10 protein-coding genes and 2 pseudogenes are annotated in these 12,656 nt (G+C 53.2%); 8 read left to right on the top strand and 4 right to left on the bottom strand.

Going from position 1 to position 12,656, the window contains the following annotated elements:
- Positions 1 to 8: 8 nt before the first annotated feature.
- The gene (locus DES54_RS03545) at positions 9 to 374 is read right to left on the bottom strand and encodes a substrate-binding domain-containing protein (RefSeq protein WP_113865292.1); all 366 of its coding nucleotides are present in this window, start codon (positions 372 to 374) and stop codon (positions 9 to 11) included.
- Between DES54_RS03545 and DES54_RS19335 the strand changes: the two are divergent.
- Positions 318 to 482: pseudogene (locus tag DES54_RS19335) on the top strand (PTS transporter subunit IIC); the annotation flags it as partial. The gene DES54_RS03545 and the pseudogene DES54_RS19335 sit on opposite strands and share 57 nt — an antisense overlap.
- A gap of 86 nt (positions 483 to 568) precedes the next feature.
- Here the strand turns inward: DES54_RS19335 and DES54_RS03535 are convergent.
- Both DES54_RS03535 and DES54_RS03530 read right to left on the bottom strand, forming a co-directional pair.
- Positions 569 to 913 (bottom strand): penta-EF hand family protein, encoded by a 345-nt coding sequence (locus DES54_RS03535; protein WP_113865233.1) that lies wholly within the window; start codon positions 911 to 913, stop codon positions 569 to 571.
- Position 914: 1 nt separating this feature from the next.
- Positions 915 to 2,339 (bottom strand): pectate lyase, encoded by a 1,425-nt coding sequence (locus DES54_RS03530; RefSeq protein ID WP_113865232.1) that lies wholly within the window; start codon positions 2,337 to 2,339, stop codon positions 915 to 917.
- A gap of 189 nt (positions 2,340 to 2,528) precedes the next feature.
- On the opposite strand from DES54_RS03530, the gene DES54_RS03525 reads away from it, so the two are divergent.
- Positions 2,529 to 7,748: an AvrE-family type 3 secretion system effector gene (locus DES54_RS03525; protein ID WP_240634917.1), complete on the top strand. Its 5,220-nt coding sequence runs from the start codon at positions 2,529 to 2,531 to the stop codon at positions 7,746 to 7,748.
- A 22-nt stretch (positions 7,749 to 7,770) separates the two neighbouring features.
- Positions 7,771 to 8,193 (top strand): type III secretion system chaperone, encoded by a 423-nt coding sequence (locus tag DES54_RS03520; RefSeq protein WP_113865231.1) that lies wholly within the window; start codon positions 7,771 to 7,773, stop codon positions 8,191 to 8,193.
- 63 nt (positions 8,194 to 8,256) lie between these two features.
- Here DES54_RS03520 and DES54_RS03515 read toward each other — a convergent pair whose 3' ends face one another.
- Positions 8,257 to 8,928: a GntR family transcriptional regulator gene (locus DES54_RS03515; protein ID WP_113865230.1), complete on the bottom strand. Its 672-nt coding sequence runs from the start codon at positions 8,926 to 8,928 to the stop codon at positions 8,257 to 8,259.
- A 586-nt stretch (positions 8,929 to 9,514) separates the two neighbouring features.
- Between DES54_RS03515 and DES54_RS19330 the strand changes: the two are divergent.
- The 5 genes and pseudogenes from DES54_RS19330 to DES54_RS19090 form a co-directional block, all read left to right on the top strand.
- Positions 9,515 to 9,802 (top strand): annotated as a pseudogene (locus tag DES54_RS19330) (POTRA domain-containing protein); the annotation flags it as partial.
- Positions 9,803 to 9,939: 137 nt separating this feature from the next.
- Positions 9,940 to 10,926 carry a ShlB/FhaC/HecB family hemolysin secretion/activation protein gene (locus DES54_RS19325; RefSeq protein WP_427846352.1) on the top strand — a complete coding sequence of 329 codons (987 nt, stop codon included), beginning with the start codon at positions 9,940 to 9,942 and terminating at the stop codon, positions 10,924 to 10,926.
- 48 nt (positions 10,927 to 10,974) lie between these two features.
- Positions 10,975 to 11,244 (top strand): two-partner secretion domain-containing protein, encoded by a 270-nt coding sequence (locus tag DES54_RS18790; RefSeq protein ID WP_240634916.1) that lies wholly within the window; start codon positions 10,975 to 10,977, stop codon positions 11,242 to 11,244.
- Between the two features lie 53 nt (positions 11,245 to 11,297).
- Positions 11,298 to 11,654 carry a two-partner secretion domain-containing protein gene (locus tag DES54_RS18785; protein ID WP_240634915.1) on the top strand — a complete coding sequence of 119 codons (357 nt, stop codon included), beginning with the start codon at positions 11,298 to 11,300 and terminating at the stop codon, positions 11,652 to 11,654.
- A 24-nt stretch (positions 11,655 to 11,678) separates the two neighbouring features.
- Entirely contained in the window at positions 11,679 to 12,653 is a 975-nt protein-coding gene (locus DES54_RS19090; protein ID WP_276309731.1) for a translocation/assembly module TamB domain-containing protein, read from the top strand.
- The last annotated feature ends 3 nt before the right edge of the window (positions 12,654 to 12,656 follow it).

The raw sequence follows: 12,656 nt of genomic DNA, 5'->3' as shown, positions 1-12,656 counted from the left end.
TTCTTCGTTCAACAACTGGCGCGGGGTTCAAAGATTAATTTTATGGTTTTTATGGCGGGCGGGGGACTATCGCCGTTGATCATCGCCAACCCAAGGCGTCCCACTACCGCGCCCTGAGTTTCATATTCGAGCCACCGGGCGGTCAGCGCCGGAAAAGTATGGTCGCATTGCACTGAACCATCCAGACAGACCAGCGCCAGATCGTAAGGGATTTTCATCCGACGACGCTGGCATTCAAGCAACACGACGAAAGCAATCTCTCCATGACAACAGATTTTAGGTTCGGCCAAATGAACGGCCGGCGATAGCGTGATGTCCTGGCCGAACCGTCGATTCTGGTTGGTCTGATTACGCTTATTGGCTTGTTTGCCCAAAAGAGCCAGCCACGGAATGTATTAAACACAGGGTGAAAACGGTTATGGGGGGTCCTGATCCTTGGTGCGGGGGCCAGTTTGATTGTATCAACGCTGGGGAATTTCGCTAGAAGTGGTGCTCCTGATGCCGGTGCTGGTTAGCATCGGGCTGGGAAAGCCACCTGCCGGGCAGATGGCGAAACTGACTTAATGATTTATTTGAATAATGCCGCCGCCTGACGCGCGGTAATCAGATGATCGGCCATATTGCGGATTATCCAGAATGCGGTTTGCGCGACGTCGCTGTGCAAACCGTTTTCCGTATGCAGATCCGCATGACGCAAAAAATCCTGCTCCAGCAAATCCACGAAGGCATCAAACTCAAAGGCTCCCCGTTGGGGGGCGCTTTTCTGGGTTAATACCTCGTCCAGGCATTGGGTGACCTGGTGAATGGCTCGTTCGAATGCCTGGCGTTGTTCCGGCGACAGGTATCCGCCTTGTCTGGCCAGGTCCGCCCAGCGTGTGGGCGCGTTATGAGTATCAGTCATGGTATTGTGCATATTAATTCACCTGTAGGTTAGCGGATTGCGGCACTTTGTAAGGATTGTTGACGTTGGTCAGGTTGAGGTTGCTGCCTGTTACATTCAACCCCGCACTGTCGCTTTTCACAAACGAGAATTTGCCGTTTTCCGCGTCAATATTGCTCAGGTTAAGATTCCAGTTACCCTGTTGGCCGCCGTTGGTGCGCACAAAAGTACCGAAATCTTTTGCTTTAAAGTTATCGATAGTCAGATTGGCATCGGCGTTCAACTGGAAGATTTTGTCTGAGGCGCCCTGTGCGCTGCTGTTGGTGATTTCAACGTTGGCTGGCTTACCGTTATTGGATTTAACGGTCAGCGCATCTTCACCGACATTGGTCCAATGCACATTATCGATTTTCGCATCGCCACGGACATGAACGCCGTCGGCGGCGTTATCGCCAAACACCACATTTTTCAGTGTGGCGCCTTCAGCCAGTTCAAATATTGGTTTCTGACCTTCAGCCTGGCTGCCGTCGCCTAATTTATTGCCTGCGACAAAAGTCTTACCGCCACCGTCAAAGACCTCGCTGGGGCCGACTTTAATGGTGTCATTCACCGTGGTGACGTCCTTGCCGGCGGTAGGGAAATTCACTGCGCCGGTTTTTCCCGTCTCCGTGGTGGGGCTATTGGTGCCGCTCAGGGGGGAGGTCGACGCCGCGACGCCGGCGGTGGAGGATGGTGACGTCGTATTATTAAGCGTCGGGCTATTCATGGATGGACTCGTCATCGACGGACTGGTCATGGATGGACTCGTCATCGACGGACTATTAAATGAGGGGGAGTTCATCGTGGTGCTGGCTGGTGATGCGCCGTTTTGCGACGTACCATTTTGCGGCTGGCCGAATTCGCCTTGTTGCATATCCATCAGATTGGCAATCAACTCCATCAGCGCTTTGAGCAACATATTGCCGCTGATCTGACCGCCGCCATCGGCGGTTGGGCTGATGGCATTATTGAGCGCGTTGCAGGTGGTGTCCTGTAACAGAGAACGTCCCAGATTTTCAGGGTTTTGCGCGCCGTTGGCGCCTGTCGCGCCTGATAGTGGCGACGTACCGTTATTGCCGCCGGGAACCCCTCCCTGACTGCCCGCGCCTTGCGCATTATTGGACGGCATCAGCGTTTCGAGCATTTTCATCAGCATTTCAGCGGGATTACCGTTCTGTCCGGTCGTATTGCCGGTTCCCGCCGCTTGGCCAAGGGGCGAATTATTGGATGACGATTGCCCGTTACTCAGCAGATTCGGCAGCAACGCGGTAAGCAGGACGCCCAACGCCTCCAGTAATTGGCTGTCCTGTAGCGGCGATCGTGAGGATGCGCCATTACGATCGCCAGACAGCGAATTGGAATCCACAGGTGAAAAACCTGTTCCGGGTTGCATATTAAGCGATATATTGATTTCAGACATAAGGGGGTCCTTTCGTTGAAGTTAGATAGATATTCATTGCGGGTGAACAGTCTTTCGTCTGTTTAGTGTTAAGTGATGGAAGGAGGAAACCGGTTCCCGATGAAAATAATAAATAAAGCGGAAGGAGGGAACCGGATGGTCTGCGCAATCACTTAGCATTAACAGCTACTAATTATCACGGTATCCTTCATGCAAATTAATCATGTCGGCTCAAGTCAGCCTCTTGTCGAAATTAGTCCGTCTCATTCACGCTCATCGTCCCTGACGCAAGGCGCTGGCAGCAGTGCGCGTCAACAAAATGTACCGTCGCTGATCCAGCAAGGAATACACGATAAAAATAAGCAGCCGATGTTAGAGCAGGGATCAGGCAGCGAGGTGAAGAGCCAGAGTTCGCGCCTGAAGGATCTGCGTTCGGCGCTGTCATCGGGCGGTATGATCCAGAATTTGCCGCGCACACTGCGCGATTCACTATTGTCCGGCGGCCCGATTCACAGCGTACCTCGAACCATGCGTGAAGCGCTGTCGTCCGGCGGTCCAATTCAAAGTATGTCGCGTTCCATGCCTGATTCCACGCCGGTTGCCGAGCCGCCGAAGAAAACAACGCGGACATTACGCGAACTGCTGGCGGCGGATAATTCAGTTAAAGGCGCGTCACATCGCAGCGCGTCAGCGGCGCAAGAGCAGAAAGCAAGCAGCGAGTCCGGCAGTGTGAGCGAGCGCAGCGATGAGTTTTACACCCCGCCGACCTCGCCGCGGCCAAGCGATGCTGAAACTGATTCATTTCACAGCGCCCCAGGTTCATCACGGCGAGAAGATTCAATTGGTTCACGGCCCAAGATCATGGAGCAGGACGAGAGCAGCCAGACGCCGATAGCCAGAGCAAAGACGCAACAAGATTTACGCGCCATGCTGTCATCATGCTCGCCGATACAAAGCATGGCGCGGATGCCGCCCGAACCGACGTTCAACGTCAAGATTGATGATCACGGAAAACTTCAGTTTGGTAAGGGATTGCCGGATACGCTGATCACGCTGTTACAACAGACGTTGGGAAAAAACCATCAGCCGTTTGTGTCCCACCATGAAAGTCAGGATGGCCGTCAGCAGATGTTGTTGGATAAGTCCGGTCGTCAGTTCATGATCCAGAGTGAAGAGAATAGTCATGTCGCGCTGCATAGCAGCGGACGCGGCGCCACGGCAGGCGCACCGGTTGAAACAGGGCGTATGAATCATGAACTGTTGACCGGCGTCTACCAACAACCCGCCTCATCATCCGCCGCAGGTGAGCAACTGCGGATCCATGACGGCAAACTGTTTTCGCTCAAAACCGAGTTCGGCGTGTGGCAGAAAACCGACGATACGCTGCACAGTCAGTTATCCTGGCAGGGAGATGGTCAACTGTATGCGATTAAGGATGGTCAGACGTTGAGCAATCTCTCTGCGGGAACGGACGCGGCGTCATTCAGCGATAAAATCAGCGCCTTTTCCGCCAATCAGCGTGGACAGGTGGCCGTGCTGACCGAAAAGGATCATATGGCACAACTGCACCTGTCACCTTCACTGGACGCTGCTTCCCAGACAATCGAACTGAAACGGGAGGATAATGGACCGGTACATGCGAGCGCGGTTGCCATTACCAATCAACATCTGCTAATCGCCGATAATGAGGGCAAGCTTTTTCATGCGCTGCTGCCCAAACCGGGCGAGCAAAGTGTGACGCTGGAGTCTTTTGAAACCCCTGAATTAGATGGGGCGTTGGGAGCCGATCACCGTATCACCGGGTTTGCTCATGATGAACAGGGGCAGACACATGCGCTGGCGACTGATCGTCAGGGACAAAAACATGTGGCGTCATTGGGTGAGAATGCCCTGTCGCCGACGCCAGGCTGGAACCTGAGTGATAGTCTGGTGGTGGATGATACGCTTGGATTGAAGCCATTGGTGCCTGAAAATAAGGATACCGTGGATCTGGGGCACCAGGGTAAGCTGGCGCTTCAGGATGGACAGGTTCATTTCTACAACGGAAATGCCCAGGCTTGGGAGTCTTCCGGCATCGAGGCCGTCGATCTTAAGCGGGGACTGGACAACAAGGCCTATATCCTTAAAGACGGCGAAGTTAAACCATTAGCCGTCAATCTGAAGTCAGCCGCGTTTCCTCACGGGGATAATAACGTCTTCGCGCTGGCGCAAGTACGTCCGACGCCTTCCGCCGGCCTGCCGCTGCCCGGCATCAGCAAAGAGGACGGCGTTTCGTCCCTGGCGGTAATTAGCCGCAATAAATTCATCGTCGTCAATCAGCAAGGCGATCTGCATTTCCACCACATCAAACACGGTACAGAAAAACTGGCGTCACCGCCGCTGGCGTTGCCCAATCAGGGTTTAACCGGCGCTATCCGCAACATTACGCTGGATAGCCAGCAGAATCTTTTTGCGCTGAATAATGAAGGTAAACTCTTCCAGTTGCCGAAAAACGACTGGCAAAATGCGGCTAATCACGGCGAAGCGCAGTGGCAGCCGGTGAAAACGCCGATAGACGGTAAAATAACCTCGCTTGGCACTGATGCGCAGAATCGTGTGCGGATTGCGCATGATGATCATCAACTGCATACCATGCAATCGGGAGAGTGGAAAACCGAGGTGCCGAAAGGCAAAGCGGTGTCAAACGGCAATACGCGTGCGGCGGAAGACTTATTCAATACGCTGAATACGGCCACGAAAGGGAAGCGTATGCCGCTGACCGGTCTAACCGCGAAAGCTGATTTTCAGGTATTGGGGAAAACCGGCGAGGAATCACAGAAGGTGAAAAGTAAACTCGCCGATCTGGTGCGGGCGCATATCGTCAACTTCTCGCTGGAGGTGCCGCGTCCGCTGAAAACCTTTGCCGACCATGTACAGCATCAGGCCAAAGGGCGTGAGGGGTTGAAGCCGGTTTATGAGATGCAAAGCACGCTGCTTAACAAACTGGAAACGGCAACCACCGGCGGCCTGAGCGAACCGGCGCCGGATCTGGCGAGCAAGATAAAAGATCTGGATCTGGGTAAAAAAGGTCAGCCGCTAGTCAATCTATTAAAGCAGTTTCATAGCGAACTGGAGAGCAGTTCGGCTAAAGCCGCGATGCTTGTCGGCAAACAGTCAGGCGTGATGAATGACCGGGATATGATCAACACGGAAATCAAATCCTCTACTCAAGACGCCATGCTTAACTTTACCGGGCGGCAGCGTCAGGAAAAAGATTTGGCGCCCATGTTGCTGGCCGCAATGAAGGCTAATCCCGCGACCCAGGGAAGCACGGCGGCTACGGTGATACAGGCGTTCGTGGACAGCAAGACGCCGATTAATCAGAAAATGAATACCGATGCGTCCGGCGTCCAGCGGGATAAGCATGATCCCGTGTCGCTGGCGAAATCCCAACTGGTGCTGGATACGTTAATGCTGGGTCAGGTACATCAGTTGACTGATCGGCTCAGCGAGTTATCCGGCACGTCGCCGGACGAGAAGGCGCTGGCGCCGTTGATGAAAGAGCTCAATTCGCTGCGACAGAACGAATACGGCGCAAATCCGGTGAAGAAGCTTACCGACATGGGCTTTACCAACCATAAGGTGCTGGAAGCGGATTATGATGCCGTGAAAACCTTTATGAAGGCGTTCAGAAAAGAGGACGCCGCCATAAGCGTCACCTCGAAAACCGTGATGCAGGCCAGCAATCAAACCGATCTGGCCGATAAGATGAAAGCGACGCTGACGTCAATGGCTGAAGGCGACAGCATTACCTTCAGCCGGTCTTATGGCGCCGCTGCGTCGGCGGCGTTCGTCGTAACCTCCACTTCATTGCCTTTCCCACCCGTACCGGGAGCGGGCGTCAATGGAGACAGAGGTTACAGCCTGAATTTCACACGCCTGGATAACACCACCTATGTCGCCTTTGAACGCAGCGGCGGTATTACGGGGAAACTGAACTTCGGCAGCGGCTACGACGTGAGCGAATATCTGGTCGGGACAACCTCGGCGAAAATGGCGCAGCAGATCGCCGGCAAACATAATTTTACCCCTGATACGCGTTTTTCCGCCAGTATCTCGGCGGGCTTGCAGGTAGCGCAGCGGAACGCGCTGTACTTTGCGCTGCCAGATGAGGAAATTCCGGGGTTTGTTGATGGGTTGACCAGCGGCACGCTGGACCCGCTGGCGGTGATGAGCAAAGGGGCGGAGCACAGCGTGAAGGCGGGCAGAACGGTCGCCTTTAATCTGGAAGGGAGCGCCGCCCTGGAGTTGCGCGGCACGATAGACCTGACCAACGTTGGCGCAGCGCCCGTCAGCGTCCTAACGCGCGGCACCGTCGGGGTGACGGCGGGCGCCAACTTTTTGAGCGCCAACAAAGAAAGAAGCGTTACTGAAGGTGAAAAAATGACTATCTATGCGGCTACCGATAACCGGATGCGCGTTATGAACCAGGCGGTGCTGGGTGCAAACGCCGCGCTTACCGCGGGTATGCTTGTCGAGGCAAAAGGGCTGATCCCGGTGTTCCCGGCGGTGAGCATCGGCGGAAACCTGACCGTGGATTCACGCACCAGCCAATTGGTCAACCTGATCATGAAAAAAGCGGATCCGGTGGAGAAAAAAGACCTTAATATGCTCATTGATTCGCTTTCTGGGGCTTTCACCGATCCGGCCAGCAAGCTGCTGATAGATAGCGTTAAAAAAATGTCGCAGCCGGATGAGCAACTGACGATCCTGAATGAGCACTTTACCGGTAAAACCGCCAAGACGGACGCACAGCATCAGGGATTGACGGCTTTGAAGCGTCTGGATATCCGCCAGGATGTGGCCCAACGTGACGGCGCCATTCTGTCCGGCGTGCTACACATGACGACGTACACCAACCTGAAAAATTTGACGGAAAATGGACTGTTTCATGTGTTGGGAAACCACCTGTCTTCCACGCTTGCGCCCAGTAATGCCGAGCGTATTACGCCGTTGATTGCGGAAAACCCAGCGTTAAAGGATATCGTGAGTCAGCTTCAGAAGAGCGATAAAGCCTCTGTCATGGTGACATTGGAACTCAAAGATGATGTGCGGGAAAAAATTGAACAAGGTTTGCAGAATCAAACTATCGGAAAAGATGATGTGATCAAGATGATCAAAGACCGCAATAATTTGCGGCTGGCCAATATAGACGTGAATCAAATAGCGAAAAAGAGCGAAGGATTCACTACCCCGGCGGTGATTGTGAATGCGACCAGCAGCGCGGGCGTGACGATGAGCAAGCTGCTTGGCGGCGTCGATTTCAAGTATGGCAAGGATCAAACGATGCCGCAAAGTTACCAGCTACGTGGAGAAATTGCGAAAGCGAACCCATCCACCGTCAGCGCGCTGCAACAATTGCACCAATATGGTTTGCAACTAAAAGGATAATTCCATGAAGGAGAAGACACAGATGACACCTGCGCAACAACAAGTGACCCGGTTACTACAACATTACGGTCAGACGCATCATACTTCGCTAAATTTACAAGATGGCGTCTGCGTGATGAACGGGCCTGATGGACAGGAAGCCGCCGTGCTGGAAGTTCCTGGCAATAGCGATGCATTACTGCTGCACTGTCAGTTGGTAAGCTTTAAGCACTATGACAATGTGGGGATTTATCACTTGATGCTGTTGCTGAATTTTGAAATGGCGGCGATGAAGGGATGCTGGCTGGCCCTGGATGAAAATGACACGCTGCGTTTGTGTACGCAACAGACATTGGATGCGCTGACTGAACCGAGTTTTAACGCCTTACTCTCGGCATTTATCAGTCAGGCGGTGGAAACCCGATTGTTTATCAATAATCTGCTTTCTCAGGTTGAAGCGGCTTGACGCTGAAACGACACAGCGCGATTAACGCGCTGTGTCGCCGTCTGTTTCCCAGCGGATCGCCCGTTATTCCCGCTGCTCGACCACAATAAACGCCAGCATGGTTTCACTGCCGTCAAGGATGTCTTCCTGAATGGATTGTCTGGCGGCCTGACCATCTCGCTTGCGTAACGCATTGAGCACATCATGATGATGTTCAATCGCCATTTTCAATGAAAAGTGTGTATAAGCTTGGGCGATTAACGGTCCGGTACGCATCCATAAGCTACCGATAAATTGGTTCAGCAACGGCATCTGCGCCATTTGCGCCAACAGCAAATGAAACTCGCTATTTAAGCGTAGCGCTTCACGCAGATGGTTTTTGTCAATCGCCAGCCGGTTTTGCTGAATATTCTCCGCCATACGCGCCATATCCTGCGGCGTTATCCTTTGGGCCGCGAGTTCCGCGCCGGTGCCTTCCAGTGAAAGACGCAGCGTTCGGATCTCCCTGAATTGTTCCTCGGTTAATTGCGGCACGCGAATGTCCCGCGGGGTTTTAAGCACCAGCGCCTGCTCTTTAGCCAATTGCAAAATGGCGTCCCGTACCGGCGTCACACTGGTGCCGACCTGAGCCGCCAGTTCACGGATCCGCAGACGGTCATCCGGTTTGAGTCGGCCCACAATCAGCGCCTCACGCAGCATGGTATAGACGCTGGACCCCAGATAACTGTGATTGATTTGTCCAATTGGATAATTCACGCATTCCCCCAGTGAAGGGCATCGGCAGCGCCCAGACGCTCAATATACAATATGATGCATCAAAAATGCCATGTAACCAGCCATACGTTTACCCTATTGCCTGAATGTGCCTGGTGGCATTGACGCCAATGCTGCGCCCGCCGCGTATCCCTCTTTTTGTCGGCGGATGAATGAATCCATGTAATATTTCTGTCATTATCTGTTATTGCAATATTTTATATTGAGTTAAGTTAAATTAATTGCTGTAAAATTATATGTCATAAAATATATTGAGATGGATAATTAACGGTTCTACTATGCCAGCAAATATTAATAACAACAGGGATGAAAACCATGCAGGCTTTTATCAGGCTGCTTTTTATTTTGCCTGTTTTTTTTACCTTATTGCGTATTATCCGCACCGCTTAATCCGGCAGACCGCAATGAAAAACAACTACGTCAGGCGGAAGTCATTGAACAGGCCCGCCAGCAACGCCAATCTTTATTACAACTGAATCAGCCACAGGCGCAGCAGGATCAGGCGCGGGAAAGCGATGCGAGCCAGTGCTTCGCCATCCATGGAATTCGTTATAACCAAAGTTCATTATTGGGTGAAAAAGATAAACAGCGGTTAAATAAAAATTATATTAATCGTTGTATTAATATTAATAAAATAAATCAACTGATCCATGACGTCAGTAATTGGTATATCGAACGCGGTTATATTACCAGTCGCGCTTTTATTAGCGCTCAGGATTTGTCCCGCGGAATATTGACAATAGATATTCTGGAAGGGCGGTTGGAAAATATTAAAATTGATAATGAATCAAAGCGAGTTTTAAAACAGATATTCCCTGGGCTGGAAGGCGAAATACTCAATCTCCGTGATATCGAACAGGGGATGGAACAGCTTAACCGCATGCCGACGCAACAGGTGAGTATTGAAATTCTTCCGGGCAGCCGGGCCGGTTATTCGATCGTCAATCTGACACGCAAAAAACAGACGCCGCTAAGCGCAAACATCAGTTTGATATTAGTGGACAAAAAAGCACCGGGGAACAGCAGCTTAACGGCGGATTATGGGCGGATAATGTGCTGGGGATCGCCGATCAATGGTTTATCAGCGGCGGTCGCAGCAGCATCTTCTCCGATGGCAATAACGCTGAAAATCTGCAAACCGGCGTATCGCTGCCGTATGGTTATTGGACATTCACATACGACTATTCTAAAAGCCGTTATCGTAACGATTTTATCAATCGGGATTTCCTCTGGCATTCGACCGGAGACAGCCAGACGCACCGTCTATCGCTCTCACGCGTGGTTTTCCGCAATGGCGAGATGAAAACCAGCCTGTCGGCAGGCATGACGCGGCGCAGCGGACATAACTATCTTAACGATGTGCTTTTGCTTTCCAGCAGCCGCAAACTCAGCAGCGCCATTATCGGCATCAATCACAGCCAGAAATTGTGGGGCGGGCTGGCGACGCTTAACCCGGCGTACAGCCGCGGGACACGTTGGTTTGGGGCGGAAAGCGATGCCGGTAAAGCGGACGATGCGCCGCGAGCGGCGTTTAACAAGCTGACGCTGGCCGCCAGTTATTACTACCCGATCAACGAAAACCTCAATTATCTCACCAACCTTTATGCCAAGTATTCCCCGCAAACGTTATACGGCAGCGAGCAGGTCAAGCTGGGCGGCGAGAGTTCGGTACGCGGATTCAAAGAACAGTATCTATCAGGCAACCGTGGCGGTTACTGGCGCAATGAAGTCAACTGGCGGCCACTGACTTTCCCCATTATTGGCGACCTGACCTTAACGGCGGCGCTGGATGGCGGTCATCTTGCCGGCCAGCGGCAAGAGAGCGAATCCTCCGGTACGGTGTGGGGCGCGGCCATCGGCGCGGGCGTGGCTAATTCGTACCTGACGCAGCAGATAACGGTCGGCTGGCCGCTGGCATATCCAGACTGGTTAAAGCCTGACGCCGTCGCTGTTTATTACCGTATCGGATTGGCTTTTTAGTCATTAAAAATCAGACGTTGAAAACAGGTTGCCGCAAGGGGAACAGGGATGAAACCGATTAAAACCACACAACGATTCATAGCCTATACGTTGATTAATCTTATGGCCTTTCAGCCTGTTCTGCCCGCGATGGCGGCTGGCGTCAATGTCGCCGCAGGCAATACCGCGGTGGATAAAGCCGGTAATGGCGTGCCGGTGGTGAACATCGCCACCCCGAACAACGCCGGTGTTTCCCATAACCAATATCACGATTTCAATGTCGATAAATCCGGCCTGATCCTGAATAACAGCACGGTGCGGCTCAACTTGGCGGTCTGATCCAGAACAACCCTAATCTGCAAGGGAAAGCGGCCAACGCCATCATCAACGAAGTGGTTTCACCCAACCGCAGCACGCTGGCCGGTTATCTGGAAGTGGGCGGGAAACAGGCCAGCGTGATGGTCGCCAACCCTTACGGCATCACCTGTGATGGCTGCGGGTTCATCAATACGCCGCAAGTTACCCTGACCGCCGGCAAACCGCAATTTGACGCACAGGGCAAATTAAACGGCATTGAGGTCAAACGCGGCGATATTACGCTAACCGGACAAGGATTGGATGCCAGCAACAGCGACTATCTCAGTCTGATCTCCCGCACGGCGCAGATTAAGGCGGGGTTGAATGCGAATGACGTACAAGTGGTGCTCGGCGCGAATCAGATCGATGCCGATGGCAAGATAACGGCGTAAGCGACGGATAATAGCGATATCAAAGTGGCGCTGGATACCAGCGCGTTAGGCGGCATGTACAGCAACCGGATCACACTGGTATCCAGCGACAAAGGCGTGGGCGTCAACCTCGGCAATTTGAGCGCCCGTAGCGGCGATATCAGGTTGTCGGCGAATGGCAAACTCAGCGTGGGCGATGCGATTGCGCAGGGAAATATTCAGGCGCAGGGCGGTTCGCTGGCGCTGCAAGGTAAGCAACAGGCTGGCGGCGAACTTAACCTGAGCGGGAAGGCGGAGATCGCACTCACCGATGCCGATTTACGGGCGGAGCAGTCGGTTACGCTCGCCGCTGAGAGTGAATTGAAGAGCAACAACACGTGGATTAGCGCCGGTGTCGATGCGCAAGGCGTGGTGAAATCTGGGCAGCGATTAACGATAAAAAGTGACGGCGTAACATTAAATAACACTCAACTGGCGGCGGATAACGTGGCAATCAAGGCCGATAAAGCACTGCGACAGGATGAACAGAGCGTTATCAAAGCCGATAGCGAACTTGACATACAAGGCAAGGCGATCGCGCTGTCCGGGATAGCCGGGGCGCAGTCGGTTCGCCTTGAGGCGGAAATCTTGATCGGAAGCCGTAGCGCCGAGCTTCAGGCGACAAACAGCGCGACGGTGCGCGCCACGCAACAGGGCGACTGGCAGGGCGGCCTGGCCGCCGGGAATACCTTGACGCTGGCAGGCGGGCAGATTGCGCAGCGCGGCACGCTGGCCGCGCGAACGCTGAATCTGAACGTGGATTCACTGGATAATCAGGGCAACCTATTGGGGGTGGATGCGCTAAATCTGACGGCAACCGGCGATTTTCGCAATCAAGGCATGCTGATTTCTGGCGGCGACAGCCAGCTTTCCGTCAGAGCGCTTGATAATCGGGGAACCTTGTCCGGCAACGGGCAGACCACCATCGACGCTTCGACTATCCGCAACGATGGCAAGATGATCGCAAAATATCGCTGCTAATGC

It is taken from the genome of Brenneria salicis ATCC 15712 = DSM 30166, assembly GCF_003315515.1.
GTDB classification, from domain to species: Bacteria; Pseudomonadota; Gammaproteobacteria; order Enterobacterales; family Enterobacteriaceae; genus Brenneria; species Brenneria salicis.
Note: the sequence above shows the minus strand (reverse complement) of the source record. Positions and strands in the feature narration are given on the sequence as shown.